Origin of the sequence: Streptomyces sp. CA-179760, assembly GCF_050937045.1 — a bacterium.
Lineage (GTDB): Bacteria > Actinomycetota > Actinomycetes > Streptomycetales > Streptomycetaceae > Streptomyces.
Map to the genome: position 1 here is coordinate 3481308 of NZ_JBNJLZ010000001.1, position 26542 is coordinate 3507849.

Consider the following 26542-nt stretch of genomic DNA (forward strand, 5'->3'; position numbering starts at 1 on the left):
CACCGACGTTGTGCCTCATCTTCGAGGTTGCCCTGACTGCTTCTACCATCCCCCACTTGGCTCAGGAGAGTGCACTCGGGGTCGACCATCGGGCCTATCGACGGCACTGAGTGCCGCCAACTAGCTCATCCTGCCCCCTGTCTTCCCCATCTGGAAGCCTCTGTGACCTTCACGACTCATTTGATCGATCATTTTTTCGCGATCCGTGCGTTCCGAGCCTGAAATCGAGTGCCGTGCACCGCCGGCCCGCCGAGACCGTGCGCACCGCCTGGCCGATCGCCTTGCGCGAACCGACGAGGACGACCAGCTGTTTGGCCCGGGTGACCGCCGTGTAGAGCAGGTTGCGCTGGAGCATCATCCAGGCGCCCGTGGTGACCGGGATGACGACCGCCGGGTACTCACTGCCCTGGGAACGATGGATCGTGACGGCGTACGCGTGCGCCAGCTCGTCCAGCTCGTCGAAGTCGTACGGAACCTCCTCGTCCTCGTCCGTCAGCACGGTCAGCCGCTGCTCGACCGGGTCGAGCGAGGTCACCACGCCCACGGTGCCGTTGAAGACGCCGTTCTCACCCTTCTCGTAATTGTTGCGAATCTGCGTGACCTTGTCCCCTACGCGGAAGACCCGGCCGCCGAACCGCTTCTCGGGCGTGTCGGGGCGGCCTGGGGTGATGGCCTGCTGGAGCAGGCCGTTCAGGGTGCCCGCGCCCGCCGGGCCACGGTGCATGGGAGCGAGGACCTGCACATCGCGGCGCGGGTCCAGCCCGAACTTGGCCGGGATACGCCGCGCCGCCACATCCACGGTGAGCCGCCCGGCGTCCTCCGTCTCGTCCTCGACGAAGAGGAAGAAGTCCTGCATGCCGTCGATGACCGGGTGTTGGCCGGCGTTGATCCGGTGGGCGTTCGTCACCACGCCCGACTGCTGCGCCTGCCGGAAGACGCGGGTCAGGCGGACGGCGGGGATCGGTCCCCCGTCGGCGAGCAGATCCCGCAGCACCTCCCCCGCGCCCACGCTCGGCAACTGGTCCACGTCCCCGACGAACAGCAGATGCGCCCCCGGCGGCACGGCCTTCACCAGCTTGTTGGCCAGCAGCAGGTCAAGCATGGACGCCTCGTCGACCACCACCAGGTCGGCGTCGAGCGGACGGTCCCGGTCGTAGGCCGCGTCACCCCCCGGCTTCAGCTCCAGCAGGCGGTGGACCGTGGACGCCTCGGCGCCGGTGAGCTCGGACAGGCGCTTGGCGGCCCTGCCGGTCGGGGCGGCGAGCACGACCTTCGCCTTCCTGGCACGAGCCAGCTCCACGATCGAGCGGACCGTGAAGGACTTGCCGCAGCCGGGGCCGCCGGTGAGGACGGCGACCTTCTCGGTCAGCGCCAGCTTGACGGCGGCCTCCTGCTCGGGCGCGAGCTCGGTGCCGGTTCGGCCCTTGAGCCAGGCGAGGGCCTTGTCCCAGGCGACGGCCCGGAAGCCCGGCATCCGGTCCTCGTCCGTGCGCAGGAGGCGCAGCAGCTGGGCGGAGAGGGAGAGTTCGGCACGGTGGAAGGGCACGAGGTAGATGGCCGTGACCGGCTCCCCGCCGTCCGGCCCCGGGACCTTCTCCCGTACGACGCCGGGCTCCTCGCCGTCCTCCCCCGGCTCGGCCAGCTCTGCCAGGCACTCGATGACCAGGCCCGTGTCGACCTGGAGGAGCTTGACCGCGTCCTTGATCAGCTGCTCCTCCGGAAGGAAGCAGTGGCCCTGGTCGGTGGACTGCGACAGCGCGTACTGCAGGCCCGCCTTGACGCGCTCCGGGCTGTCGTGCGGGATGCCGACGGACTGGGCGATCTTGTCGGCGGTGAGGAAGCCGATGCCCCAGACGTCGGACGCGAGCCGGTAGGGCTGGTTCTTCACGACGGAGATGGAGGCGTCACCGTACTTCTTGTAGATGCGCACGGCGATGGACGTGGACACCTCGACGGTCTGGAGGAAGAGCATGACCTCCTTGATGGCCTTCTGTTCCTCCCAGGCGTCGGCGATCTTCTTCGTCCGCTTGGGACCGAGGCCCGGGACCTCGATCAGCCGCTTCGGCTCCTCCTCGATGATCTGGAGGGTGTCCAGCCCGAAGTGCTGGGTGATCCGGTCGGCGAAGACCGGGCCGATTCCCTTGACCAGGCCCGAGCCGAGGTAGCGGCGAATGCCCTGGACGGTGGCCGGCAGGACGGTCGTGTAGTTCTCGACGTGGAACTGCTTGCCGTACTGCTGATGCGAGCCCCAACGCCCTTCCATCCGCAGGGACTCGCCGACCTGGGCGCCGAGCAGCGCACCGACCACAGTGAGCAGGTCGCCGCCGCCTCTGCCGGTGTCGACCCGGGCGACCGTGTAGCCGTTCTCCTCGTTGGCGTACGTGATGCGCTCGAGTACGCCTTCCAGCGTGGCCAGTCGGCGCTCCCCCTGATCGGTCATGGTGGGACCGTACCGCCTGGGTAGGACAACGCCCTCGGATAAAGCGACCGATCAGTATGCGGCCGGGCTCTCACCTTTCACGCTGGATTCACATGAAAGCCCGAAGCTTTACAGTTCAAGCATCGATGTCGCCCCTTTTGGTCTCCTTACCCGTGGGAGGATCCAGGAGTTCATCAAAGGGGGGCGGATTCGATTCCGGAGCGACCGTGATGCCGATGCGTCCCGCAGGAGCCCTTCTCGTAGGCCTGTGCGCCGTCAGTACGTTGACGCTGCTGGTGACGGCTCCGGCTATTTCCGGGGACCACGCGATCGTGGCCCCCGACCCTCCCCCGCGGACCGGACACCCCAGCCGGAATTGCGCCCCCATCCGAGTCCGGGGCCCGGTTGATTCCGACTTGCCCAGTGGATTCCCCCGGCTCCGAATGACGACGAGGAACGATGTCACCCCAGGCCCAGAGTGTCGCCCTGTGGATCATGTCCCTGGCCATCAACATCACAGCGGCGTGCGCGGGGATCGTGTGGGGCTGGGAGGCCTTCGCACAGTTTCTGCTGCCGGCGTTCGGGTCGGTGGTGGGGGCCTCGATGGTCAGCTACAGCTTGCGGCGGTGAGGTGGCCGTCCTTGACGGCGGCGACGAAGGTGGTCCAGCCGGCTGGGGAGAAGGTCAGGGTGGGGCCGGGGGTGGATTTGCTGTCCCGGACGGGGATGCGGGTGTGGCAACGGGCTACTTCCAGGCATTCACCTTGGTCGCCGCCGCTGTAGCTGGACTTGTACCACCCGGTTATGGCGCGCTCACTGGTGACCATTCGCGTGTTCCTCCGCTGCCGCCCTGACTAGGGCCAGTGACTCCTGCTGCGACAACGCGTCGCTCAGAGCCAGAGCGTAGGCGGTCTGACAGGCGCTCACCAGGGCAGGGTCATCCATCAAGTTGCCGGTCTGGAAGCCCTCGACGTAGGCCACCGGGGCCGAGTCCTTGAAAGTCATGAGGGTGAGCAGACTCTGCATGAGCGCGTGCGCTCCCACGCCGTGCGGAAGGACGTGCAAGCGCCGGCGTCCCGACTCGGCGAGGTCCGCGACCTTGTGCAACTGCTCGGCCATGACCTGCGGCCCACCCACACAACGCCGAATAACCGCCTCGTCAAGGAGTGTCCAGACTACGGGCTGGGCTGGTCCGTCAAGGACGCGGCGACGCCTTGTTCGGATGACAACGAGCTCGTCAAGTTCCTCGGGCGTGTGATTAGGCCGGTACGCACGGAAGAGGGCGCGCGCATAGTCGTCGGTCTGCAGCACTCCAGGGACCAGTGAGAGCGCGAACTGCTGTATCAGCAGGGCCAGTTGTTCAAGCTCGGCCACGGTTGCGAAGTGATCGGTGTACTTCGACTCCAGGTCCTCCAGCCACCGCGCGAAGAACCCGTCCGTCCCCAGCGCCCGGTCGATCCGCAACGCGTCATCCGGCTTCGGAAGGCGCCTGCCTGCCTCGAAATGACTGATCAGCGTGGGCGAGCACACGACCTGTTCGCCCAGCTCATCCTGCGTAAGGCGGGCGGCTGTCCGCCGCAGCCGCAGTTCCTCCCCGTACTTCTGACGTGGCGTTCGAAGCGCCCGGCCTTCGTCCATGCGGCCAACTCCTCTTCTTGACAAGCGCGATGTCAAGCTCCGAACTCTGGCAGCGTAGCGACGGCCGACCCCACTCTGTGAGTGATTCAGCACAGAACGCAGTCACCGCAGGTTGAGAAGGCAGGCCGACAGGAATGACAGACCGAATCGCCCGGCTCGTTGAGCCGATCCTCCGCATCCTGTTCCCGCCGCGCGGGCGGCGGCGGCGATCGTCGGCACCGGTCCCGTGCCCGTACGCGTGCCCGTACTGCCACGACGGCGCCAGGGGCGCGACGGTCCGCCGCCCCGAGGAGCCTCCGCTGCGCGGCGAGGACAACCAACTGGTCCGCCCCTACTTGATGACGGAGGCGGGCGTATGACCATCGGAGCACCTGGGCGGCTGCTGCCGTGGACGAGTACGGACGGCAGGCCGTGCTATCTCGTGGGCGACGGGACGGGCTACGTCTCGCGGCTCGCCGACGACATCGAGGACGTGCAGCTCACCATGGTGGACGGCCTCCTCGGGCACGCCGCCGAAATCCTCGCGGAACGCCGCGTGACGAGCGCGGAGCTGCGTTACCTGGCGCTGCGGCTCACCGAGTCGTTGCGGGACGTCACGCGGGTCGCGGAGAGCAGAGGGGCACGGCTCGCTCCACGCGAAACGCCGCTCAGCCGCCGGGCCGGACCAGAAAGTCGCTGATGCGGCGACTCGCTTCGGCCGGGGCGGCGTGCGGCAGGGCGTGGTGGGAGACGTTCGGCAGGGTGGCCGTCGTGACGTGGGGCAGCAGTTTCTCGGCGCGGGCGGCCACTTTAAACGGGTTGTGGGTCCGGGTGTTCTCGGCGAGGAGCACGAGGACCGGCACATCCAGGGTGCGCAGTGCGCCCTGCCTCGGGAGTGGTCCCACCACCGGCCGCACGGTGGGGAAGCCGACGGCGGCCTCCTGGAGGGCGAGCCAGTCGGGGTCGAGGGGGACGCCTCCGGTCTCCCATTCCAGGAAGGCCCGGACCCGGCGGGGCGTGGGCCGCAGCATCGTCGGCACCGCATGCCGCCCGTAGGCCAACTTCAGCTTGGCGAAGCACTGGGTCGGGTCCAGGAGGACCAGACGGCGTACCCGGTGGGGCGCCCGCAGGGCGTACTGCAGCGCGATCCAGGCGCCGTACGAGTGCCCGCCCAGGTCGGTCTCCGCGAGGCAGAGGCCCTGGAGGAGCGCGTCCAGCCAGGACACCAGGTCGGCGGTCGTACGGGGGTGGCGGCCGGGGCCGGTGTGCTGCGGCCCGGGGCGCCGATCAGGTCGGCGGCGTAAAGCCGGTGGACGCGGGAGAGTTCGGCGGCCTGGCGGTACCAGGAGGCGGAGGTCGGGCTTCCGCCTCCCGGCAGCAGGAGGAGTGGAGGGCCGTCGGCCGGGCCGCAGATGTTCACGTGTGTCTCGCCGAAGGGCGTGGGCACGGTCGCGGCCTCACGCGAGGTCGGCCACTTGGCCATGACCTTGTCGTAGGCGGCGAGGAAGCCGTCCATGCTCTGCTCCGCCGAGCTCGTCGGGTTCTGGGATGTTCGGGCCCGGTGCGCTGGACGGTGAAGGAATCGACGTACCGTACCGCCGTGCGGCTTCCCGCCCTGCACTCAGCCCTCTTCCGCGGTCTTCGGGCGAGCTTCCATGACTTCTACGGCGACCTGGAACCGCCTGCCGCAGTGGCCCTCCTCGACGAGCTGGATCTCCCCATGAACACCCCGCACGTCGCCGAACTGCGTCACGCACTCGAGGGTTGGAAGGCCGGGTAAGTGGAGCGATCGGGCGCTTCCCGGCCGCGAAAACCCAGGCAGGCAGGGGCCCTGGTGTCCCGAGCGCTCCACTTGCCTCACCGTCTCCAGTTGTTCTCACCGCCTCCAGAACAAGTGGTGCGTCACCCCGCTCGGACTCGGCACCACATCGCGGTGGAAGCGGTCCAGCAGCTCGTCGGGCGACTCCCAGAGCCGTGAACCCGACCCGAGCTTCACCCCCGGCGAGACCGCCACGTGCAGCGTGTCGACCAGGTCCGCGTCGAGGAACTCCCGGATGACCGTGGCGCCGCCGCCGAGGCGGACGTCCTTGCCCTGCGCGGCCTCCCGGGCCTGCGCGAGGACCTCGGCCGGGTCGCCGGCGACGAAGTGGAACGTGGTGTCGGAGAGCGTGAACGACGGGCGCTCGTGGTGGGTCATGACGAACACCGGCGTGTGGAAGGGGGGTTCCTCACCCCACCAGCCCTTCCAGTCGTGGTCCTGCCAGGGGCCGCGCTGGGGGCCGAACTTGTTGCGGCCCATGATCTCGGCGCCGATGTTGTGGGCGAAGTCGCGCGTCAAGTAGTCGTCGAGGCCGCGGCTGCCGCCGGGGTCGGTGCGGTTCGGCCAGCTCGCCGTGGCTCCGGCCCACGCGAACATCGTGCCGGGGTCGGCGTGACCGAACGGCCGCTCCAGGCTCTGGTTCTCACCGGCACCGAAGCCGTCGCTCGAGACGTTGAAGTTCTGCACGCGCAGTAGCTGAGGCACGGGGCTCCTCCTGTGGTCGATGCGGGGTGGACCACTCCGGCCGGCGAAACTCATCGGTCCTCGGGGGACCGGTCCTCGGGAAACCGGCCCCCGGACAACCCCCTGCCCGTCTCACCCGGACTGTGCCACCACGTGCTCGATGACCTGCTTGAAGTCGTCGGTCGGGGAGAACTCCACCAGCTCGCTGTCCTCCAGGGCCAACGGGACATGCCCTGGCGGCCAGTAGTACGCCTGCCCCGCCTCGTACTCCTCCTCGCCGGACGCCGTGCGCATCCTGATCCGGCCCTTCAGCAGATAGCCCCAGTGGGGGCACTGGCACGCGTCGTCGGGCAGGCCCTTGAGGGCCGGGCCCATGTCCGTACCCCGGGGCAGGCTGATGTAGCCGACCGACATATCGCCCCCGATCGGCATGTTGCGCACCTCTACACCGTCGCCGCCGAGGGTTACGGGTACCTCGTTCCGGGTCGCCGCCGTCATGGCTCCTCCGCTCTCACTGGAAACGGATCTCCTCCTTCCACCCTGAACCGCCGGAGAGCCTCCCGCGACATCACGATCCGGTTGCGAGGTGCCGCCAGGGTCTTGATTTACCGGCGTGTAATCGATTCCATCCACCCGTCGGTGTAATCGATTCCACGAGCCCTTCCAGCTGGGCTCCCACGACTGATCCACAAGGAGGTGGAGCGGCGGTGGCCAGCATCAAGGACGTCGCTGCCGAGGCAGGCGTCTCCGTCGCCACGGTCTCGCGCGTCCTGAACGACCACCCGTCGGTCAGCGCCGACGCACGCGCACGCGTGCTGGCCGCCGTCGGTGCCCTTGGCTACCGCCCGAACGCCGTCGCCCGCTCCCTGCGCACCGACCAGACACACACCCTCGGCCTGGTCATCAGCGACGTGATGAACCCCTACTTCACCGAACTGGCCCGCTCCGTCGAGGAGGAGGCCCGCGCGCTCGGCTACAGCGTCATCATCGGCAACGCCGACGAGCGGCCCGACCTCCAGGACCACCACGTACGCAACCTGCTGGACCGCCGGATCGACGGGCTGCTCGTCTCCCCGACGGACGGCGGCTCGCCGCTGATGCTGGACGCCGCGCGGGCCGGGACGCCCATGGTGTTCGTGGACCGGTGGATCCCGGGCGTGGACGTGCCGGTGGTGCGGGCGGACGGCCGGACCGCCGTACGGGACCTCGTGGCGCATCTGCACCGGCTCGGGCACCGGCGCCTCGCGATCATCGCGGGACCGGCGGCGACCACGACCGGCCGGGAGCGCGTGGATGCCTTCCGGGAGGCGCTCGGCGCGTACGGCCTCGAACTGCCCGACGCCTACATAGGGCAGGGCGACTTCCAGGCCGAGAGCGGGCGCCGGGTCACCGAGGGGTTCCTCGACCTGGCCGAGCCGCCCGAGGTCGTGTTCGCGGCCGACAACCTGATGGCGCTCGGCGCCCTGGGCGCCGTACGCGCGCGTGGCGTGCGCGTACCGGACGACATCGCGCTGGCCGCGTTCGACGACATCCCGTGGTTCGTGCACACCGATCCGCCGGTCACGGCGATCGCCCAGCCGACCGGTGAGCTGGGGCGTGCCGCCGTGCGCGCGCTGGTGGCCCGGATCGAGGGCCGGCCCGGGGAGTCCGTCACCCTCCCCGCCCGGCTCGTCGTACGCCGCTCGTGCGGCGAGCCCATCCCGGCAACCCCCGACCCCCACCCGGCCTCCCCGGAGCCGGACCCTGCACAGGCCCCCGCTGTGCAGCACCCCGCCAAGAACAGGAGCCACACGTGAGCAACGCGGACGAGTTGCTGCGCATCGAGGGCATACGGAAGACCTTCCCGGGCGTGGTCGCGCTGGACAGCGTGGACTTCGACCTGCGCCGGGGCGAGGTGCATGTGCTGCTCGGTGAGAACGGCGCGGGCAAGAGCACCCTCATCAAGATGCTCTCCGGCGCCTACACGCCCGACGCCGGACGGATCCTGGTCGGCGGCGAGGAGACGCGCATCCAGGGTGCGCAGGACTCCGAGCGGCTCGGGATCGCCACCATCTACCAGGAGTTCAATCTCGTACCGGACCTCACCGTCGCCGAGAACATCTTCCTGGGGCGGCAGCCGCGCCGGTTCGGCATGATCGACCGGAAGCGGATGGAGGCCGACGCCGAGGTGCTGCTGAAGCGCGTCGGGGTCAGCGTCTCTCCACGCGCGCGTGTCCGCGAACTCGGTATCGCGCGCCTGCAGATGGTGGAGATCGCCAAGGCGCTGAGCCTGGACGCGCGCGTGCTGATCATGGACGAGCCGACCGCCGTGCTCACCTCCGAGGAGGTCGAGAAGCTCTTCGCGATCGTGCGCAAGCTGCGTGAGGACGGCGTCGGGATCGTGTTCATCACGCACCACCTGGAGGAGATCGCCGCCCTGGGCGACCGGGTCACGGTCATCCGGGACGGCAAGAGCGTCGGGCAGGTGCCCGCCGCCACGCCCGAGGACGAGCTGGTGCGGCTCATGGTGGGGCGGTCGATCGAGCAGCAGTATCCGCGCGAGCGGCCCGAGAAGGGCGACGCGCTGCTCACCGTCGAGGGACTGACCCGGGACGGGGTCTTCCACGACGTCGGCTTCGAGGTGCGCGCCGGTGAGGTCGTCGGCATCGCCGGGCTCGTGGGCGCCGGTCGTACCGAGGTCGTGCGGGCGGTCTTCGGGGCCGATCCGTACGACAGGGGAGCCGTGAAGGTCTCCGGGGCAGCCCTGAAGGGTCACGACGTCAATGCCGCGATGACCGCCGGCATCGGCCTCATCCCCGAGGACCGCAAGGGCCAGGGCCTGGTGCTGGACGCCTCGGTCGAGGAGAACCTCGGCCTGGTGACGCTGCGGTCGGCCACGCGCGCGGGGCTCGTCGACCTGAAGGGCCAGCGCGAGGCCGCCGCGCGGATCGCCGAGCAGCTCGGTGTGCGGATGGCGGGCCTCGGCCAGCACGTGCGCACGCTGTCCGGCGGCAACCAGCAGAAGGTCGTCATCGGCAAGTGGCTCCTCGCCGACACCAAGGTGCTGATCCTCGACGAGCCGACGCGCGGTATCGACGTGGGCGCCAAGGTCGAGATCTACCAGCTCATCAACGAACTGACGGCGGCCGGTGCCGCCGTCCTCATGATCTCCAGCGATCTGCCCGAGGTACTCGGCATGAGCGACCGGGTGCTGGTGATGGCCCAGGGCCGGATCGCGGGCGAACTCTCCGCCGACGAGGCCACCCAGGACGCCGTGATGGCGCTCGCCGTAAGCAACCCCAGCACTGACAAGGAGGCCTCCCGTGGCCACTGACACGCTCAAGAGCACGACGGGCGCGGGAGCCGCCTCGGGGGGCCTGCGCCGCCTCCTGCTCGACAACGGCGCGCTCACCGCGCTCATCGTCCTCGTCATCGCGATGTCGGCGCTGTCCGGCGACTTCCTGACGACGGACAACCTGCTGAACGTGGGCGTCCAGGCGGCCGTGACCGCCATCCTCGCCTTCGGTGTGACCTTCGTGATCGTCTCGGCCGGCATCGACCTGTCGGTCGGCTCGGTCGCCGCGCTGTCGGCCACGGTGCTCGCGTGGACCGCGACCTCGGCGGGCGTCCCCGTCTTCGTCGCCGTCCTGCTGGCCATAGCCACCGGTATCGCGTGCGGCCTGGTCAACGGCATCCTGATCTCCTACGGCAAGCTGCCGCCGTTCATCGCGACGCTGGCCATGCTGTCCGTGGCCCGTGGTCTGTCCCTCGTCATCTCCGAGGGCTCCCCGATCGCCCTGCCCGACTCGGTCTCCCACCTCGGGGACACGCTCGGCGGCTGGCTGCCCGTGCCGGTCCTGGTCATGATCGTGATGGGGCTGATCGCGGCGTTCGTGCTCGGCCGTACCTACATCGGCCGCTCGATGTACGCGATCGGCGGCAACGAGGAGGCCGCGCGGCTGTCCGGCCTGCGCGTGAAGAAGCAGAAGCTCGCCATCTACGCCTTCTCCGGCGTCTTCGCCGCCGTCGCGGGTGTCGTGCTCGCCGCCCGGCTGTCCTCCGCGCAGCCGCAGGCCGCCGACGGCTACGAGCTGGACGCCATCGCGGCGGTCGTCATCGGCGGTGCGTCCCTGGCCGGCGGTACGGGCAAGGCGTCCGGGACGCTGATCGGCGCGCTGATCCTGGCCGTGCTGCGCAACGGGCTGAACCTGCTGAACGTGTCGGCTTTCTGGCAGCAGGTCGTCATCGGCGTCGTCATCGCGCTGGCGGTGCTGTTCGACACGCTGCGGCGCAAGGCGGGGGCCACTCCGGGGGCCGCCGGTACCTCACAGGGAGGCAAGGGCAAGCAGGCCGCTACGTACGGGCTCGCGGCCGTCGTCACCGTCGCGATCGTCGGTGCCACGTCCTTCCTGCACAACGGCTCCTCCGCCACGAGCGCCCCCAAGATGGGCCTGTCGCTGTCCACCCTCAACAACCCCTTCTTCGTGCAGATCCGGGCGGGCGCCCAGGCCGAGGCGAAGAAGCTGGGTGTGGACCTGACCGTCACGGACGCGCAGAACGACGCCTCACAGCAGGCCAACCAGCTGCAGAACTTCACCAGCTCCGGGCTCGGCGCGATCATCGTCAACCCGGTGGACTCGGACGCGGCGAGCAACTCGGTGAAGGCCGCCGACAAGGCGGACATCCCGGTCATCGCCGTGGACCGCGTCGTCAACAACGCCGAGCTGGACACGCTGGTCGCCTCCGACAACGTGGCCGGCGGTGAGCTCGCCGCCAAGTCGATCGGCGAGAAGCTCGGCGGCAAGGGCAAGATCGTGATCCTCCAGGGCCAGGCGGGCACCTCCGCCGCCCGTGAGCGCGCGCAGGGCTTCGCGAACGGCCTCAAGGCCTACCCGGGCATCCAGGTCGTCGCCCAGCAGCCCGCGGACTTCGACCGCACCAAGGGCCTCGACGTGATGTCGAACCTGCTCCAGGCCCACCCGGACGTCCAGGGCGTCATCGCCGCGAACGACGAGATGGCCCTCGGCGCGATCAAGGCGCTGGGTTCCAAGGCCGGCAAGTCGGTCTCGGTGGTCGGCTTCGACGGCACGCCTGACGGACTGAAGGCGGTCGAGGGCGGCAGCCTGTACGCGTCGGTGGCGCAGCAGCCCTCCCAGCTCGGCAAGATCGCCGTGGACAACGCCCTGAAGGCCCTCCAGGGCAAGAAGGTCGAAGAGACGGTGAAGGTGCCGGTGAAGGTGGTCACGAAGGAGAACGTGGCCGGCTTCAGCGGCTGACATCGCCGGCACTCGCCGGCATTCGCTGACATCGGGGAACGGCCGGGCGGTACCCAGCGCATGGGCCCGCCCGGCCATGTCACTCACGTGGGGAGACAACTCATGTACGACTACGACCTCCTGGTCGTGGGCTCGGCCAACGCCGACCTGGTGATCGGTGTCGAGCGCCGGCCCGGTGCCGGCGAGACCGTGCTCGGCTCCGATCTGGCCGTCCACCCGGGCGGCAAGGGCGCGAACCAGGCGGTCGCCGCCGCCCGGCTCGGGGCCCGTACGGCGCTGCTGGCCCGGGTCGGCGGCGACGCGCACGGCCGCCTGCTGCTGGAGTCGCAGCGGGACGCCGGTGTCGACACGGTGGGTGTCCTGGTGGGCGGAGCGCCGACGGGGGTCGCCCTGATCACGGTCGACCCGTCCGGGGACAACAGCATCGTCGTCTCGCCCGGCGCGAACGGCCGGCTGGCCCCGGAGGACGTGAGCGCCGCCGCGTGCCTCTTCCAGAGCTCCCGGGTGGTGTCGGCGCAGCTGGAGATCCCGCTGGAGACGGTGGTGGCGGTCGTACGGAACCTGGCTCCGGACAGCCGTTTCGTACTGAACCCGTCGCCGCCGCGCCCCCTCCCGTCGGAGGTGCTGGCGGCCTGCGACCCGCTGATCGTCAACGAGCACGAGGCGAAGGTGATCCTGGGTTCGTCCGCTGTGGGGACCGCCCGGAGGACTGGGCCCGGATACTGCTCGCGAAGGGGCCTCGGTCGGTGGTGGTGACGCTGGGCGGGGAGGGTGCGCTGGTGGCGTCGTCGGACGGTGTCTCCCGGGTTCCGTCCGTGAAGGTGAGTGCCGTGGACACGACCGGCGCGGGAGACGCGTTCACCGCCGCGCTGGCCTTCCGGCTGGGGGCGGGCGAGTCCCTCGCGGAGGCGGCGGCGTACGCGGCCCGGGTCGGGGCGGCGACCGTGACGAAGGAGGGCGCGCAGGCGTCCTTCCCTACGGCGGCGGAGGTCGCTGCACTGTGAAGAAGGCCGGAATACTGAACCGTCACCTCGCCGGCTCGCTGGCCGAACTGGGCCACGGGACGGCGTGCTGGTGTGCGACGCGGGCATGCCCATCCCCGACGGGCCCCGGGTGGTGGACCTGGCCTTCCGGGCCGGGGTACCGGCGTTCGCGGAGGTGCTGGAAGGGCTGCTGGCCGAGCTGGTGGTCGACGGGGCGACGGCGGCGACGGAGGTGAGGGAAGCGAACCCGGAGGCCTCGGAGCTGCTGGCGGGCCACTTCCCTGGGCTGGACCTCGTATCGCACGAGCGGCTCAAGGAGCTGTCGGCGGGTGCGCGGCTGATCGTCCGCACGGGCGAGGCGCGGCCGTACGCGAATGTGCTGCTGAGGTGCGGCGTCTTCTTCTGAGCGCCGCCCGTGGAGATGTTTCGAGGGGGCCCGGTCCGTCGACCGGGCCCCCTCGGCTTTCCCCTCCAGTCAGGAACCCCGCGATCCCCCCAGATCTCCCCCAGAAGTCCTGACACCATGTACGACCGCCGTGGGGGGCAAAGGGTTGCACGGTCGGGTAAGAATTTCTTGCCGGATTCTCGAGAAGATCACCGCACCGTTCGGGTCAGCACCCGGGTGAGACTCCCGTCGTCCTCTTCGATGTCCCTGACGTGCGCGAATCCGATCCTGCCGAGCAGGCGCAGCGAGGCCGCGTTCCGCGCGTGCACGGTGGCGTGCACCTCGCTGAGCCCGAGCGTCCGGAACCCGTACCCCACGAGCGCCTCCGCCAGTTCCGTCCCGAGCCCGCCGCCCCAGGCCTCGGGAGCCAGCGCGTAGACGATCTCGTGGCCGTCCACCGCGTCGGTCCGCTTGATCTCCGCGTGCCCGACCAGAAGCCCGTCGCGCCGGACCGCCCACACGTCGAACAGGTCCTGGGCGTAGACCTTGGTGAAGATCCGCCCGAACAGGGCCCGGTCGTCCGCCTCGGCCGAGGGACCGTCCCCCATCCACCGGGACACCCTGGTGTCCTGGAACAGCGCGACGAAGCTCTCTTCGTCGCTGGGGGTGTAGGGGTCCAGGAGGAGGCGGGGGGTGTGCAGGGTCGGCGACATGAGCGGGGACGCTAGCGACGCGCGGGCCGGGCGGCAATCGGGTTTTGCGCGGAAGCGCCCCGTCACGCCGAGTCGTTCAGCAGCCTGCCCAGATGCTCGCGCCCGGCCTCCAGCAGGTCCGGCAGCGGCTGGGCCGTCTCGTACCAGCGCTTCTCGTACTCCCAGCACAGCCAGCCGTCCCAGTTGTGGCGGGAGAGGACCTCCACGCACTCGGCCAGGGGCAGGACGCCCGCGCCGAGAGGCAGGGGGGTGGTGTCCTCGGCGGAGGCGATGTCCTTGACCTGGACGTAGCCGAGGTGGGGGGAGAGCGCCGCGTAGGTCTCCGAGGGCTGTTCGCCGCCCAGCCAGGTGTGCATGACGTCCCAGAGCGCGCCGACCTGGCGGTGGCCGACGAGGCCGAGGACACGCATGGCGTCGGCGGCGGTGCGGTGCGAGTCGTGGGTTTCCAGGAGGATGCGTACGCCCAGGTCGTTCGCGTACTCGGCGGCCGTGCCCAGGCGCCGGGCGGCCGTCGCGTCGGCCTCCTCGGGGGTCTGGACGTCCAGGTCGCCGCCGGGGAAGACGCGGATGTACGGGGCACCGAGGTCACGGGCCAGGTCGAGGAGGGCACGGATCTCGGCCAGGACGGGTTCGTCGTCGCCCGGCGCGGCGACGCGCGCGTATCCCGCCAGGCCCAGGATCTCTACGCCCGACCCCTTGAACTCGGCCGCCACCTCGGCCCGCTGAGACGGGTCGAGGTCGGTGTGGACCGGTTCCTCGGGGTGGGTGCGCAGCTCCACGCCGTGGTAGCCGTGCGCGGTCGCGAGCCGCAGGACGTCGGGCAGGGGCATGCCGGGGACACCGAGGGTGGAGAACGCCAGCTTCATGTGGACGGACCCTACCCGGCACCCCCGCCCGCGACTCCCCTTCGTCGCTCCGGTGTTGCGTGAAGATCCAGTCGCCAGTCCTGGCCGGTCAGGTCCTGCCCGAAGGAGCGGTGCGGCTTCTCCGCGACCAGCTCGAAGCCGTGGCGCTGGTAGATACGGCGGGCCGCTCCGAGGATGTCGTTGGTCCACAGGACGACCTCGCGATAGCCGGCCTCGCGGGCGAAGTCGACGAGGGCTCCCACCAGCCGGTCGCCGATGCCGAGGCCACGCGCGTCGGGCTCGACGAGCAGCAGCCGGAGCCGGGCGGCCCCGGGCGCGTCGTCACGTACGCACATGACGCACCCCACCCGCCGGCCGTCCAGCTCGGCGATCCAGGTGCGGTCCTGACGCGGGTCGTGGTCCTCGCTGTAATCGGCGACGATACGGGCGACGAGGCCCTCGTACCCGAGGTCGAAGCCGTACTCGGCGGCGTAGAGCGCGGCGTTGCGCTCCACGATCCAGCCGAGGTCGCCGGGGGTGGGCTCCCGCAGGACTACGTCCTCTGGACGCGGGGCACGGCCGTCGCCGAGGAGGGTCCGAACGGTCCGCAGGGCCTCCGTCAGCCGGGGCCGGTCCTCGGCCCGCACGGTGTCCAGCAGCGACCCGACCGTCTCCCGCGCCCGCTCGTCGAGCAGCGCGGCGGCCTCGCGGCCGGGCGGGGTGAGGGTGATACGGCGGCGGCGCGGATCCGTCTCGGACGGGCCGCGCTCGATCAGCCCGTCCTCCTCGAACTTGTTCAGGATGCGGCTCAGGTATCCGGCGTCCAGGTGCAGCTGCGCCCGCAGGTCGGCGGCGTCCGTGCGCGGCGCGTGGGCGAGCTCGTAGAGCACACGGGACTCGGTGAGGGTGTAGGGGGCGTACATGTGGCGGCCGTAGTCGAGCGCGCCGATGACGTTCGTGTAGAAGCGGTTGAAGGAGCGGATGTCCTGGACGGTCATGGGCCACGACCCCCGGTGTCGATCGTCGATAGTTGACTCAGTCAGAGATCCTATGGGGCTGAGCCTAGACGTCCAGGACTTCCGGGGCTAGGCCTTCGTCGTTGCCGCCGGCCGGTACACGCACACCTGGGCGCCGGTCTTGGCGGTGGTCGTGGAGACCAGCTCCATCGGGCGCTTCGCCCCGTCGCCGGGGAAGATCGTCTTTCCGCCGCCGAGGATCACCGGCATGACGACGAGCTGGAGTTCGTCGACCAGGCCCTCGGACAGCAGCGTCCGCACGAGCGTCGGGCTGCCCATCATCGCGAGGTCGCCGCCCTCGGTCTCGCGCAGCTCCCGGATCCGGGCCACGGCCTGGTCGCCGGGGATGAGCGCGGTGTTGTTCCAGGTGAGGTCGGCCTCGCCGAGCGTGCTGGAGACGACGTACTTCTTCAGGGAGTTCATCCGGTCGGCGAAGGGGTCCCCGGCGCGCTCGGGCCAGGCCGCCGCCATCGTCTGCCACGTACGCCGCCCGAACAGCAGTGCCTCGGCTCTGCCGAGACCGGCGTCGAAGGCGCCGCCCAGCACCTCTTCGTCGAAGTACGGGTGCGACCAGCCGCCGTGCGCGAAGCCCCCGTCGGTGTCCTCCTGCGGCCCACCGGGCGCCTGTACGACGCCGTCCAGGCTGATGAACTCGGTGATCACGATGCGCATGGGACTCACTCCGCTTTCTCGCAGGGCCCGCTCGGGAGAGGAGGGCTTCGATGACGGCACTGCAGACCGGCGTACGACGCGAAAGTCATCGCCGCCGGGCATCCGTATCCGTCACGCTCGCGGCGAACGCCTCCGCGCGACTCGCGCGCGGGCAGTAACGTCCGAGTCATGGTGACCTCGAGGACGACGGCCGTGTACGACGAACACGCCGATTGGTACAACGAGTTCATGTCCCCGGCGGGCGGCGGCGACTACATCCGCCGGGTCCATGCCACCCTCGGTGACCTGCTGGGCAGCGGCGACGGAGCCACCTGCCTCGACGTGTGCTGCGGCACGGGCGCCCACGCGCCGACCGTGGCCGCCCTGGGCTGGAGTCCCGTCGGCGTCGACCTCTCCCGCAACCAGCTGCGCCACGCCGCCCAGCGCCTGCCCGTCGCCGTCGCCGACGCGACCGCGCTCCCCCTGGCCGACAGCTCGGCGCCCGCCGCGGTGTGCGTCCTGGCCAGCACGGACGTGCCCGACTACGCCGCTGTGCTCCGCGAGATCGGCCGTGTCCTGGCTCCCGGCGGCCGTTTCGTCCATCTGGGAGTGCACCCTTGCTTCGTCGGCGCCTTCGCCGACCGCAGGGACATGTCCAGGACGGTGATCGACGCCGGCTATGCCGACCGGTCCCGCACCTTCGCCTCCTGGAACACCACCGGTGTCCGCGCCCGCCTCGGCGCCTGGCACGTCCCGCTGGCCGACCTGCTCAACGGGGCGGTCTCAGCGGGCCTGCGCATCGAGCGGACGGTGGAGGCGGGGCCGGACGGGGTGCCGGATCTGTTCGGATTCATCGGGGTCAGGGCGTAGGTCCGCCTGCCCGGTCGGCGGCGCGAACAACGCCGATCAGCCACACCTCAGCCCGACCGACGCACACCCGACATCGCCGACCCGTCACACCCCAGCCCAACCGGCGTACACCCGACAACGCCGACCCGCCACACCCCAGCCCAACCGGCGTACACCCCACATCGCCGACCCGCCACACCCCAGCCCAACCGGCGTACACCCGACAACGCCGACCCGCCACACCCCAGCCCGACCGGCGTACACCCGACAACGCCGACCCGCCACACCTCAGCCGGACCGACGCACACCCGACATCGCCGACCCGTCACACCCCAGCCCGTCCGGCGTTTGAGGACGAGGCCGTTCAGGCCGAAGCGGGTGCCCGGGGGCGGCAGCCCCAGCACGGGCCGGGCAGCAGCGCCCAGGACTAGGAGACCCTCGGCGCCCCGGAGGACCCCCGCACCATCAACTCCCCCCGCACCGAGGCGATCCCCCGGGCGGCGCCTCCTCCCGCCCCATCGCGATCCGCCCGGCCCGCGCCCCGGCCTCCGCCAGCGGCAGCCGCACCGTCGTGAGCGAAGGCACCACGTCGATGCTGAAGGGGAGATCGTCGAACCCGGCCACCGACACGTCCTCCGGGATCCGCAGCCCGGAGTCGCGCAGCGCCGCGCACGCCCCGAGCGCGACGGAGTCGTTCGCGGCGACGACCGCAGTCAGGGACGGGTCCCGCCGGAGCAGCTCCAGCGTCGCCTCGTAGCCGGACCTGCGGTCGTAGCGGCCGTGCACCGTCCACCGGGGGTCCTCCTCGATGCCGTGCGCGGCGAGCGCGGCCCGGTGGCCCTCCAGGCGGTGCCGGGTCGTGGTCCGCTCCTCGGGGCCCGCGATGTAGCCGAGCCGCCGGTGCCCGAGGCCGATCAGGTGTTCGGCCAGTTCCTGCCCGCCCCGCGGTTGTCGAAGGTCAGCGCGATCGCCCCGGTCTCCGGCGCCGGCGGCCGTCCGCACAGCACCACCCGCGTCCCGGCGTCCGTGAGCTTGCGCACCTTCGCGTCCATCGCCGCCTTGTGCGCCGCGTCCTCGATCGCCCCGCCGGTCAGCACCACGGCCGCCGCACGCTGCCGCTGCAGCAGCGTGAGATACGTCAGCTCCCGCTCCGGGGAGCCTCCCGTGTTGCAGACCACCGCGAGTCTCTCCCCGCCCGCACGGCCGCCAGGCCCGCCGATCTCGGCCTGGATCGCGCTCGCCATGATCCCGAAGAACGGGTCGGCGATGTCGTTCACCAGGATCCCGACCAGGTCGGAGGTGGCGGCGGCCAGGGCACTCGCGGGCCCGTTGAGTACATAGTCCAGCTCGTCCACGGCCTTCAGCACCCGCTCGCGGGTGGAGGCGGCAACGGGATAGTTCCCGTTCAGCACGCGCGACACCGTCGCGGGCGAGACCTGCGCGCGGGCCGCCACGTCCGCCAGGGTCACCGTCATCTCGTCGTCCTCCGGTCACGCATCTCGTCGTCGCCCTCGTACACACCCGGACCCATGGGAACGGTTCCGGGCAGGTCGGCCGCCCTGGCTCAGCTAATCCATGGCCAAGGTTTCCGAGCAGACTTTAAGCCCCCGACCCCCGGTTGTTCGCCCCCTCGAACAACTCGTCCTGGTCACGGTCTTGTCCAGACCACGGTTCAGAGGCTAGCTTCTCCGTATGTAGAAAGCGCTTGCTGCAACGCTCACCAGTGGGCGTACGCGGCGCGACGACCGCGTACGAAGGGAACGACGTGACACGCAAGACGGTGCGTATCGCCATGAACGGCGTGACCGGGCGCATGGGCTACCGCCAGCACCTGGTCCGCTCCATCCTCGCCCTGCGCGAGCAGGGCGGCCTCGATCTCGGCGACGGCACCGTGCTGTGGCCCGAGCCGATCCTGGTAGGCCGCCGCGAGCACGCGCTGCGGGCGCTGGCCGAGCGGCACGGGCTGGAGCACGTCTCGACCGACCTGGACGCGGTCCTCGCCGACGAGACGGTGGACATCTACTTCGACTCCCAGGTCACCTCCGCCCGCGAGGAGTCCCTGAAGAAGGCGATCGCGGCCGGCAAGCACATCTACACCGAGAAGCCGACCGCCACCGGCCTCGCCGGCGCCCTGGACCTGGCCCGGCTGGCGGACGAGGCCGGCATCAAGCACGGCGTCGTCCAGGACAAGCTCTTCCTCCCCGGCCTGCTGAAGCTGAAGCGCCTCATCGACGGCGGCTTCTTCGGCCGGATCCTGTCCGTGCGCGGCGAGTTCGGCTACTGGGTCTTCGAGGGCGACTGGCAGGACGCCCAGCGCCCGTCCTGGAACTACCGTGCCGAGGACGGCGGCGGCATCGTCGTCGACATGTTCCCGCACTGGGAGTACGTGCTCCACGAGCTGTTCGGCCGCGTGAAGTCCGTCCAGGCCCTGACCGCCACCCACATCCCGCAGCGCTGGGACGAGAACGGCAAGCCGTACGACGCCACCGCCGACGACGCCGCGTACGGCGTCTTCGAGCTGGAGGGCGGCGCCATCGCCCAGATCAACTCCTCCTGGGCCGTGCGCGTCAACCGCGACGAGCTGGTGGAGTTCCAGGTGGACGGCACGGAGGGCTCGGCGGTGGCCGGACTCAGGAACTGCCGCGCCCAGCACCGCAGCGCCACCCCCAAGCCGGTCTGGAACCCGGACATCCCCGCCACGGAGGTCTTCCGCGACCAGTGGCAGGAGATCCCGGACAACGCCGAGTTCGACAACGGCTTCAAGGCCCAGTGGGAGCTGTTCCTGCGGCACGTCTACGCCGACGCGCCCTACCACTGGGACCTGCTGGCCGGTGCCCGCGGTGTCCAGCTCGCCGAGCTGGGTCTCGCGTCCTCGGCCGAGGGCCGTCGTATCGACGTACCGGAGATCTCGCTGTGACGATCCAGCTCCCGGACGCGAGCGGGTCGCTGAGGGCGTACGAGCCCCGCCAGGAGCCGCTCGCCCTCACCACCGGTTCCCCGCTCACCTCCCGCACGGTCTTCTCGGCGGCTCACGTCGTCGCCGACCCGTTCGCGGACGTGTCCCCCGACTCGCCCGCCGCCGTGGACTGGGACGCCACCCTCGCCTTCCGCCGCCATCTGTGGTCGCACGGGCTGGGTGTCGCCGAGGCCATGGACACCGCGCAGCGCGGCATGGGCCTGGACTGGGCGGGCGCGGCGGAACTGATCCGCCGGTCGGCGGCCGAGGCCAAGTCGGTGGGCGGTCGTATCGCCTGCGGCGTGGGCACCGACCAGCTCACCGGCCCGGCGTCCCTCGGCGAGGTCCGCGCGGCCTACGAGGAGCAGCTCGCCGTCGTGGAACGGTCCGGCGCCCAGGCCATCCTGATGGCGTCCAGGGCGCTCGCGGCGGCCGCCTCCGGCCCCGAGGACTATCTGGAGGTCTACGGCCAGCTGCTCCGGCAGGCAGCCGAGCCGGTCGTCCTGCACTGGCTCGGCCCGATGTTCGACCCGGCGCTGGAGGGCTACTGGGGGTCGTCCGACCTGGACGCGGCGACGGACACCTTCCTGGAGGTCATCGCCGCCCACCCCGACAAGGTCGACGGCATCAAGGTCTCCCTGCTGGACGCACAGCGTGAGGTCGACCTGCGCCGCCGGCTCCCCGACGGGGTCCGCTGCTACACCGGCGACGACTTCAACTACCCCGAGCTGATCGCGGGCGACGAGCGGGGCTTCAGCCACGCCCTGCTCGGCATCTTCGACCCGCTGGGCCCGCTGGCGGCGGAGGCGGTCCGGGTGCTGGACACCGGGGACGTCGCGGGCTTCCGCGCGCTCCTCGACCCCACGGTCGAGCTCTCCCGCCACCTCTTCCAGACCCCGACCCGCTTCTACAAGACGGGCGTGGTGTTCCTGGCCTGGCTGGCGGGCCACCAGTCCCACTTCACGATGGTCGGCGGCCTGCAGTCGGCCCGCTCGCTCCCGCACTTCGCGAAGGCGTACGAACTCGCCGACGGCCTCGGCCTGTTCCCCGACCCGAAGCTGGCGCAGGAGCGGATGAAGAACCTGCTGGCCCTGTACGGGGTGAACCAGTGACGGAGCTCGCGCGTTTCTCCATCAACCAGATGACGGTCAAGCAGCTGTCGATGCCGGAACTGGTCGACAGCTGCCGTGAGTCGGGCGTCGTCAACGTCGGCCTGTGGCGTGAGCCGGTCCAGTCGTACGGCCTGGAGGCCACGGCCAAGCTGGTCCGGGACGCGGGCCTGACGGTGACGACGTTGTGCCGGGGCGGCTTCTTCACGGCGATCGACCCGCGCGAGCGGGCCGAGGCCCTGGCCGACAACCGCCGCGCGATCGACGAGGCGGCGGCGCTCGGCACGGACACGCTGGTCCTGGTCTCGGGCGGGCTCCCGGCCGGCTCGAAGGATCTGCACGGGGCGCGGGAGCGGATCGCGGACGCGCTGGCGGAACTGGGGCCGTACGCCGAGGAGCACGGCGTCCGTCTGGCCATCGAGCCGCTCCACCCGATGTACGCCTCCGACCGCTGTGTGGTGTCGACGCTGGCGCAGGCCCTGGACCTGGCCGAACGGTTCCCGGCCCAGCAGGTCGGGGTCACCGTCGACACGTACCACATCTGGTGGGACGACACGGCTCCCGCGCAGATCGCCCGGGCGGGCGCGTCCGGCCGTATCCACACCTTCCAGCTCGCCGACTGGACGACTCCCCTCCCTCAGGGCGTGCTGACCGGCCGGGGCCAGGTCGGCGACGGCGCGATCGACATGCGGGAGTGGCAGGGGTACGTGGAGGCGGCCGGGTACACCGGGGCCATCGAAGTGGAGCTGTTCAACGACGGCCTGTGGGCACGCGACGGCCGCGAGGTGCTGGCCGAGACGGCGGCGAGGTTCGTCGAGCACACCTTGTGACCCAGCTGCGAATCGCGCTCGCGCCGCCCCGCCCGTTTGTTCCGGGCGGGGCGGCGGCCGTGTGTGGGGGCCGAAGAAGACCGGACGTCAACGCCACCCCGCCCACCAGCAGCGCCGCCGCGCACCACCGCGGCGGGCTCACCGGCTCGCCCGGGAACAGCGCCGCCGACGACATCCCTGAGACCGGGACCAGGAGGGAGAAGGGGGCCACCGTGGAGGCGGGGTGGTGGCGCAGGAGCAGGCCCGGGAGTCGGGGGTGCCGCCTTGCGGGTGAGGACGTTCGAGGCGCCCCACGCAGGCCGCCGCCGCGAGGAAGCGCAGGGCCGAGAAGAGCAGGGGCGGGAAGTGGTCGAGGCCGATCTCGACGACCGTGAAGCTGACGCCCCGGACGGCGGCGACCAGCGCGGCGAGAGCGAGGTGTGAGAGGCGCATGCCGTGAGCCTCGCGTCCGGCGACCGTGAAGCACCAGCGATGATTGCCGCAGAGTTGGATGAAGCATCGCTGAATCATGGAAGTGGGGAGTCCCATGCTCGACCTCCAGCGGCTGCGCGCCCTGCACGCCGTGTCCGTGCACGGCACCGTCGGGGCCGCCGCCGTCGCACTCGGGTACACGCCCTCCGCGGTGTCCCAGCAGATCGCCAAGCTGGAGCGGGAGACGCGGACCGTGCTGCTGGAGCGGGAGGGGCGGGGTGTGCGGCTCACCGACGAGGCCCGGCAACTGGCCGCGGCCGCGAAGGAGTTGCTGGCCATCGTGGAGCGGGCGGAGACCGACCTGGAGGAGCGGCGGGGCCTGCCGGCGGGGCGGCTGACCGTCGCCGCGTTCTCGTCGGCGGCGCGCGGGCTGCTGCCGGGCGTGCTCGCCGAGCTGGGCCGCAGACACCCGGCCCTGGACGCCCGGCTCACCGAGGTCGACCCGCATCTGTCGGTCGACCTCGTGGCGAAGGGAGCCGTCGACCTCGCCGTCGCGCACGACTGGGACATCGCGCCGCTGCCCGCCCCGCCGGGCCTGGAGCAGGCGGTCATCGGGGACGACCTGTGCGATCTGCTCGTGCCCGAGGGGCATCCCTTCGCCGGGCGCAGCGCCGTACGGCGGGAGGAACTGGGCGGTGAGCGGTGGATCTGCCAGCCGCCGGGGCGGGTGTGCCACGACTGGCTGCTGCGGACGCTGCGGACGGCAGGGCACGAGCCCGACATCGTCCACCAGGCTGAGGAGAATCCGACGCTCGTCGCCCTCGTCGCGGCCGGGCTCGGGGTCGCGCTGATCCCGCGGCTGGGGCGCGGGGCGCTGCCCGCCAAAGTGGTGGAGGTGCCGCTCGACCCCATGCCGGTGCGGCGGCTGTACGCGCTGTGGCGGACTGGGGCGGCGCGGCGTCCGGCCATCGCGGAAACCGTGCGGGCACTCGGCGGGCAGTGGCCGAAAGTGTCGGCTCACACGCCCCGTTGAACCCCCCGTTCACCCTGAGTACCGACTTCCGGAAATCCGGCCCGCGCCGGGAACCTGGTCCGGACCCGGGCCGTCCAACGCACAAACCGCCGGAGAGTCACCACGGTGCGGTGTCGGCCCTCGCTGCTGGCTGCGATCGCTGACCACCCTCTCCGCCGCACCGCGGCCGGCGGGCCCCACCGCCACCGGTGCGTCCCCCTCCGACCGCGCCGGTGGCGGCCCCTGCGCGTTCCCTTGACTGGCAGAAACTTCCCGGTTATTGCTGACGTCTTGGAAGTTTCCTTCAGCGGATCCGAGAGGATCACCTCCGGAAGGAGCGCACGTGCACGACACCGGCACGGGAAGCACGGGAAGCACCGCACAGCCCTCCAGACGCACCGTTCTCGCCGCCACGGCCGGCGTCACCGCCGCCCTCGCGGCCGCCGGGCCCTCGTACGCCGCCGATTCCTCCGGCTCCCTGGGCCCCCCGGACGACAGGCGACTTCGCGCCCTCGTCTCGCGGATGACGCTGGAGGAGAAGGTGGGACAGCTCTTCGTGATGCGGGTCTACGGCCACTCCGCCACCGCCCCCGACCAGGCCGACATCGACGCCAACCTCAAGGAGATCGGGGTCCGTACGGCCGCCGAGCTGGTCGCGAGGTACCGGGTCGGCGGCATCATCTACTTCGCCTGGGCGCACAACACCCGTGATCCGCACCAGATCGCCGGCCTCTCCGACGGCATCCAGCGGGCCTCCCTGGGACTGCCCCGCGGGCTGCCCGTGCTCATCTCCACCGACCAGGAGCACGGGATCGTGGCCCGGGTCGGGAAGCCCGCGACGCTCTTCCCGGGCGCCATGGCCGTCGGCGCGGGCCGGTCCCGGTCCGATGCCCGGGCGCTCGGCCGGATCGCGGGCGCCGAGCTGCGGGCGATGGGCATCCGGCAGGACTACTCCCCCGTGGCCGACGTGAACGTCAACCCGGCCAACCCGGTCATCGGCGTACGGTCCTTCGGTGCCGACCCGCGGGCCGTCGCCGCGCTGGTGGCCGCCGAGGTCGCCGGGTACCAGGGCTCCGGGGTCGCCGCGACCGCCAAGCACTTCCCCGGGCACGGGGACACCAACGTCGACAGCCACACCGGCTTCCCCACCATCACGCACAGCCGGGAGCTGTGGGAGAAGCTGGACGCACCGCCGTTCCGGGCGGCGATCGCCGCGGGCATCGACTCGATCATGACCGCCCATCTGATGGTCCCGGCCCTCGACGGCTCCGGCGACCCGGCGACCCTCTCCCGCCCCATCCTGACCGGCATCCTGCGCGAGCGGCTCGGCTACGACGGGGTCGTGGTCACCGACTCCCTCGGCATGGAGGGCGTACGGACCAAGTACGGAGACGCCCGGGTGCCGGTGCTCGCGCTGAAGGCGGGCGTGGACCAGCTGCTCAACCCGCCGGATCTGGACCTCGCCTGGAACGCCGTCCTGACGGCCGTGCGGGAAGGTGAGCTGACGGAGGCCCGGCTCGACGAATCGATCCTGCGGGTGCTGCGGCTGAAGGCGAAGCTCGGGCTGTTCCGTTCTCCGTACGTCGGTCAGGGCGGCGTCGACCGGACCGTCGGCATCCGCACGCACCTGAAGGCGGCCGACCGGATCGCCGAGCGGACCACCACGCTGCTCGTCAACGAGGACCGGCTGCTGCCGCTGTCCCGGCGCCGCCACCCCAAGGTGCTCGTGGTCGGCGCCGATCCGGCCTCGCCGTCGGGGACGACCGGCCCGCCCACGGGCGTGCTCGCGGGCGCGCTGTCGGAACTCGGCTTCACCGCGACCGCCCTCTCGACCGGCACCGCCCCCTCCGCCGCCACGATCGCCCGAGCCGTCGCTGCCGCGCGGGACGTGGACGCGGTGGTGGCAGCCACGTACAACGTCACGGCCGGCAGCAGTCAGAAGGCGCTGGTCGAGCAGCTCGTGGCGACCGGGACACCGGTCGTGGCGGTCGCGATCCGCAACCCGTACGACATCGCCCAGCTGCCGTCCGTCCCGGCCTGTCTGGCCGCCTACTCCTGGACGGACGTCGAACTGCGGGCCGCCGCACGGGTGATCGCGGGCCGGGTGAAGCCACGCGGGAAACTGCCGGTCGCCGTGCAGCGGGCGGATGATCCGGAACAGGTGCTGTACCCGATCGGGCACGGCATGTCGTACTAGACGTACGCCACGGACCGGGCGCACCACCCCCAACATGCGCAAACCGCCCCATCTGCCTGGCGTGTGCCCGTGATCACGGGCCACGCTGGGCGAGGACAGTCGGGGGTACGGCAATGCGCGACAGAAGTGCGGCGGGGGCGATGTGCGGGCTGTTCCTGCTGGTCGCGCTGCTGGTCGGGTGTCAGAGTCCGTCGGCGGGGGTGGCGGAGGACGGCCGGCTGGGCGAGCCGGCGACGGGGACGAGCGGCGCGGTCTCACCGTCGCCGACCCGGCCGTCCGGGTACGGGGCGGTGTTCCTCGCGGTCGACGAGTGCAGTTCGTTCGGTGCGACGAGCTTCACCGAGGTGCCGTGCTCCGGTGAGCGGGCGGCGGCGCGGGTCGTGGCCCGGCACGACGGCGCGGTGCGTGACGGGCCGCGCTGCCCGGCGGCCACGGACTTCGTCCTGCACATCAGCGAGCAGCGGCCCGCGTCCGACGAGGACGGCGACGGGGCGGTGCCGCGCGGCTACGCCTGTATGCGCAACCTCCAGCCGCCGCACCCCGGCGACCCGGGCGGCGGGGGCGGGCCGCGCACCGTCGTCGGCGACTGCGTCTACAACTCGGGCGACGGGCAGGTCCGCGAGACCGCGTGCGACGGGACGGGCGAGCGGAAGCCGGAGTACCGGGTGAGCCGCGCGGTCACCGGGCGGGCCGACTGCCCCGGCTCGACCGCGCTGTACGTCCGGCTCGGCGGCGATCGGCCGGTGGGGTGCGCCCGGCCGCTGTGAGCGGCGGCCGGGCACTCCTGCCGAG

General features: G+C 71.2%; 23 protein-coding genes and 5 pseudogenes. 16 read left to right on the top strand and 12 right to left on the bottom strand.

The annotated features are described in order from the left end of the window. Positions 1–169: 169 nt before the first annotated feature. Positions 170–2440, bottom strand: coding sequence for an SF1B family DNA helicase RecD2 (gene recD2 / locus ACQEV8_RS15555; RefSeq protein ID WP_432960547.1), 2271 nt, complete (start codon positions 2438–2440; stop codon positions 170–172). Positions 2441–2878: 438 nt separating this feature from the next. On the opposite strand from recD2, the gene ACQEV8_RS15560 reads away from it, so the two are divergent. Continuing rightward, the gene (locus tag ACQEV8_RS15560) at positions 2879–3049 is read left to right on the top strand and encodes a hypothetical protein (RefSeq protein WP_157851227.1); all 171 of its coding nucleotides are present in this window, start codon (positions 2879–2881) and stop codon (positions 3047–3049) included. Here ACQEV8_RS15560 and ACQEV8_RS15565 read toward each other — a convergent pair. Both ACQEV8_RS15565 and ACQEV8_RS15570 read right to left on the bottom strand, forming a co-directional pair. Then, positions 3027–3245 carry a DUF397 domain-containing protein gene (locus ACQEV8_RS15565; protein WP_432960549.1) on the bottom strand — a complete coding sequence of 73 codons (219 nt, stop codon included), beginning with the start codon at positions 3243–3245 and terminating at the stop codon, positions 3027–3029. The two genes, ACQEV8_RS15560 and ACQEV8_RS15565, sit on opposite strands and share 23 nt — an antisense overlap. Further along, the gene (locus ACQEV8_RS15570) at positions 3232–4056 is read right to left on the bottom strand and encodes a helix-turn-helix domain-containing protein (RefSeq protein ID WP_432960551.1); all 825 of its coding nucleotides are present in this window, start codon (positions 4054–4056) and stop codon (positions 3232–3234) included. Before ACQEV8_RS15570 ends, ACQEV8_RS15565 begins: the two co-directional genes overlap by 14 nt. A gap of 134 nt (positions 4057–4190) precedes the next feature. Between ACQEV8_RS15570 and ACQEV8_RS15575 the strand changes: the two genes are divergently transcribed. Continuing rightward, positions 4191–4415, top strand: a complete 225-nt coding sequence (locus ACQEV8_RS15575) for a hypothetical protein (protein WP_432960553.1) — start codon at positions 4191–4193, stop codon at positions 4413–4415. Beyond that, positions 4412–4735: a hypothetical protein gene (locus ACQEV8_RS15580; protein ID WP_432960555.1), complete on the top strand. Its 324-nt coding sequence runs from the start codon at positions 4412–4414 to the stop codon at positions 4733–4735. Before ACQEV8_RS15575 ends, ACQEV8_RS15580 begins: the two co-directional genes overlap by 4 nt. Here the strand turns inward: ACQEV8_RS15580 and ACQEV8_RS15585 are convergent. After that, positions 4704–5551, bottom strand: a pseudogene (locus ACQEV8_RS15585) (alpha/beta fold hydrolase). The gene ACQEV8_RS15580 and the pseudogene ACQEV8_RS15585 sit on opposite strands and share 32 nt — an antisense overlap. 84 nt (positions 5552–5635) lie before the next feature. Here ACQEV8_RS15585 and ACQEV8_RS15590 point away from each other — a divergent pair. Continuing rightward, positions 5636–5815: a hypothetical protein gene (locus ACQEV8_RS15590; protein ID WP_432960557.1), complete on the top strand. Its 180-nt coding sequence runs from the start codon at positions 5636–5638 to the stop codon at positions 5813–5815. Positions 5816–5911: 96 nt separating this feature from the next. Here ACQEV8_RS15590 and ACQEV8_RS15595 read toward each other — a convergent pair whose 3' ends face one another. Both ACQEV8_RS15595 and ACQEV8_RS15600 read right to left on the bottom strand, forming a co-directional pair. Then, on the bottom strand, positions 5912–6559 hold the full coding sequence (locus tag ACQEV8_RS15595; RefSeq protein ID WP_432960559.1) for a dihydrofolate reductase family protein: 648 nt from the start codon (positions 6557–6559) through the stop codon (positions 5912–5914). Between the two features lie 111 nt (positions 6560–6670). Beyond that, the gene (locus tag ACQEV8_RS15600; protein ID WP_432960561.1) at positions 6671–7036 is read right to left on the bottom strand and encodes a hypothetical protein; all 366 of its coding nucleotides are present in this window, start codon (positions 7034–7036) and stop codon (positions 6671–6673) included. Between the two features lie 209 nt (positions 7037–7245). On the opposite strand from ACQEV8_RS15600, the gene ACQEV8_RS15605 reads away from it, so the two are divergent. From ACQEV8_RS15605 to rbsD, 5 genes and pseudogenes are all read left to right on the top strand, one after another. Beyond that, entirely contained in the window at positions 7246–8334 is a 1089-nt protein-coding gene (locus ACQEV8_RS15605) for a LacI family DNA-binding transcriptional regulator (protein ID WP_432960563.1), read from the top strand. Beyond that, on the top strand, positions 8331–9851 hold the full coding sequence (locus tag ACQEV8_RS15610) for a sugar ABC transporter ATP-binding protein (protein WP_432960565.1): 1521 nt from the start codon (positions 8331–8333) through the stop codon (positions 9849–9851). The genes ACQEV8_RS15605 and ACQEV8_RS15610 overlap by 4 nt, the downstream gene beginning before the upstream one ends. Beyond that, complete coding sequence (locus ACQEV8_RS15615) at positions 9841–11793, top strand: ABC transporter permease/substrate-binding protein (protein WP_432960567.1); 1953 nt, start codon at positions 9841–9843, stop codon at positions 11791–11793. The genes ACQEV8_RS15610 and ACQEV8_RS15615 overlap by 11 nt, the downstream gene beginning before the upstream one ends. A 102-nt stretch (positions 11794–11895) precedes the next feature. After that, positions 11896–12797, top strand: a pseudogene (locus ACQEV8_RS15620) (ribokinase). Next, positions 12794–13182 (top strand): annotated as a pseudogene (rbsD, locus tag ACQEV8_RS15625) (D-ribose pyranase). The pseudogenes ACQEV8_RS15620 and rbsD overlap by 4 nt, the downstream one beginning before the upstream one ends. Positions 13183–13370: 188 nt before the next feature. Here the strand turns inward: rbsD and ACQEV8_RS15630 are convergent. From ACQEV8_RS15630 to ACQEV8_RS15645, 4 genes are all read right to left on the bottom strand, one after another. Beyond that, positions 13371–13874 carry a GNAT family N-acetyltransferase gene (locus ACQEV8_RS15630; protein WP_432960569.1) on the bottom strand — a complete coding sequence of 168 codons (504 nt, stop codon included), beginning with the start codon at positions 13872–13874 and terminating at the stop codon, positions 13371–13373. 62 nt (positions 13875–13936) lie between these two features. Then, on the bottom strand, positions 13937–14740 hold the full coding sequence (locus tag ACQEV8_RS15635; protein ID WP_432960571.1) for a sugar phosphate isomerase/epimerase family protein: 804 nt from the start codon (positions 14738–14740) through the stop codon (positions 13937–13939). Positions 14741–14751: 11 nt separating this feature from the next. Then, positions 14752–15717 (bottom strand): bifunctional helix-turn-helix transcriptional regulator/GNAT family N-acetyltransferase, encoded by a 966-nt coding sequence (locus tag ACQEV8_RS15640; RefSeq protein WP_432960573.1) that lies wholly within the window; start codon positions 15715–15717, stop codon positions 14752–14754. A gap of 87 nt (positions 15718–15804) precedes the next feature. Beyond that, complete coding sequence (locus ACQEV8_RS15645; protein WP_432960575.1) at positions 15805–16407, bottom strand: dihydrofolate reductase family protein; 603 nt, start codon at positions 16405–16407, stop codon at positions 15805–15807. Between the two features lie 168 nt (positions 16408–16575). Here ACQEV8_RS15645 and ACQEV8_RS15650 point away from each other — a divergent pair, with 168 nt between their 5' ends. Beyond that, positions 16576–17256: a class I SAM-dependent methyltransferase gene (locus ACQEV8_RS15650; protein WP_432960577.1), complete on the top strand. Its 681-nt coding sequence runs from the start codon at positions 16576–16578 to the stop codon at positions 17254–17256. 406 nt (positions 17257–17662) lie between these two features. On the opposite strand, the pseudogene ACQEV8_RS15655 reads toward ACQEV8_RS15650, so the two are convergent. Next, positions 17663–18710 (bottom strand): annotated as a pseudogene (locus tag ACQEV8_RS15655) (LacI family DNA-binding transcriptional regulator). 290 nt (positions 18711–19000) lie between these two features. Between ACQEV8_RS15655 and ACQEV8_RS15660 the strand changes: the two are divergent. Genes ACQEV8_RS15660 through ACQEV8_RS15670 form a run of 3 tightly spaced genes read left to right on the top strand, consistent with a single transcriptional unit; the run spans position 19001 to position 22130 of the window. Beyond that, positions 19001–20152 carry a Gfo/Idh/MocA family protein gene (locus ACQEV8_RS15660; RefSeq protein WP_432960579.1) on the top strand — a complete coding sequence of 384 codons (1152 nt, stop codon included), beginning with the start codon at positions 19001–19003 and terminating at the stop codon, positions 20150–20152. After that, entirely contained in the window at positions 20149–21303 is a 1155-nt protein-coding gene (locus tag ACQEV8_RS15665; protein WP_432960581.1) for a dihydrodipicolinate synthase family protein, read from the top strand. Before ACQEV8_RS15660 ends, ACQEV8_RS15665 begins: the two co-directional genes overlap by 4 nt. Continuing rightward, complete coding sequence (locus ACQEV8_RS15670; protein WP_432960583.1) at positions 21300–22130, top strand: sugar phosphate isomerase/epimerase family protein; 831 nt, start codon at positions 21300–21302, stop codon at positions 22128–22130. Before ACQEV8_RS15665 ends, ACQEV8_RS15670 begins: the two co-directional genes overlap by 4 nt. Here the strand turns inward: ACQEV8_RS15670 and ACQEV8_RS15675 are convergent. After that, positions 22051–22562: pseudogene (locus ACQEV8_RS15675) on the bottom strand (DMT family transporter). The gene ACQEV8_RS15670 and the pseudogene ACQEV8_RS15675 overlap by 80 nt on opposite strands. Positions 22563–22656: 94 nt before the next feature. Here ACQEV8_RS15675 and ACQEV8_RS15680 point away from each other — a divergent pair. The 3 genes from ACQEV8_RS15680 (at position 22657) to ACQEV8_RS15690 (ending at position 26517) form a co-directional block, all read left to right on the top strand. Next, positions 22657–23574 carry a LysR family transcriptional regulator gene (locus ACQEV8_RS15680; RefSeq protein WP_432960585.1) on the top strand — a complete coding sequence of 306 codons (918 nt, stop codon included), beginning with the start codon at positions 22657–22659 and terminating at the stop codon, positions 23572–23574. Positions 23575–23896: 322 nt separating this feature from the next. After that, positions 23897–25750, top strand: coding sequence for a glycoside hydrolase family 3 protein (locus ACQEV8_RS15685; RefSeq protein ID WP_432960587.1), 1854 nt, complete (start codon positions 23897–23899; stop codon positions 25748–25750). Between the two features lie 113 nt (positions 25751–25863). Then, positions 25864–26517: a hypothetical protein gene (locus tag ACQEV8_RS15690; RefSeq protein ID WP_432960589.1), complete on the top strand. Its 654-nt coding sequence runs from the start codon at positions 25864–25866 to the stop codon at positions 26515–26517. Positions 26518–26542 lie beyond the last annotated feature (25 nt).

Coding starts and splice junctions, on each gene's coding strand:
- recD2 (WP_432960547.1), bottom strand. CDS start 2,440: ATGACCGATCAGGGGGAGCGCCGACTGGCCACGCTGGAAGGCGTACTC.
- ACQEV8_RS15560 (WP_157851227.1), top strand. CDS start 2,879: ATGTCACCCCAGGCCCAGAGTGTCGCCCTGTGGATCATGTCCCTGGCC.
- ACQEV8_RS15565 (WP_432960549.1), bottom strand. CDS start 3,245: ATGGTCACCAGTGAGCGCGCCATAACCGGGTGGTACAAGTCCAGCTAC.
- ACQEV8_RS15570 (WP_432960551.1), bottom strand. CDS start 4,056: ATGGACGAAGGCCGGGCGCTTCGAACGCCACGTCAGAAGTACGGGGAG.
- ACQEV8_RS15575 (WP_432960553.1), top strand. CDS start 4,191: ATGACAGACCGAATCGCCCGGCTCGTTGAGCCGATCCTCCGCATCCTG.
- ACQEV8_RS15580 (WP_432960555.1), top strand. CDS start 4,412: ATGACCATCGGAGCACCTGGGCGGCTGCTGCCGTGGACGAGTACGGAC.
- ACQEV8_RS15600 (WP_432960561.1), bottom strand. CDS start 7,036: ATGACGGCGGCGACCCGGAACGAGGTACCCGTAACCCTCGGCGGCGAC.
- ACQEV8_RS15630 (WP_432960569.1), bottom strand. CDS start 13,874: ATGTCGCCGACCCTGCACACCCCCCGCCTCCTCCTGGACCCCTACACC.
- ACQEV8_RS15635 (WP_432960571.1), bottom strand. CDS start 14,740: ATGAAGCTGGCGTTCTCCACCCTCGGTGTCCCCGGCATGCCCCTGCCC.
- ACQEV8_RS15640 (WP_432960573.1), bottom strand. CDS start 15,717: ATGACCGTCCAGGACATCCGCTCCTTCAACCGCTTCTACACGAACGTC.
- ACQEV8_RS15645 (WP_432960575.1), bottom strand. CDS start 16,407: ATGCGCATCGTGATCACCGAGTTCATCAGCCTGGACGGCGTCGTACAG.
- ACQEV8_RS15650 (WP_432960577.1), top strand. CDS start 16,576: ATGGTGACCTCGAGGACGACGGCCGTGTACGACGAACACGCCGATTGG.
- ACQEV8_RS15680 (WP_432960585.1), top strand. CDS start 22,657: ATGCTCGACCTCCAGCGGCTGCGCGCCCTGCACGCCGTGTCCGTGCAC.
- ACQEV8_RS15690 (WP_432960589.1), top strand. CDS start 25,864: ATGCGCGACAGAAGTGCGGCGGGGGCGATGTGCGGGCTGTTCCTGCTG.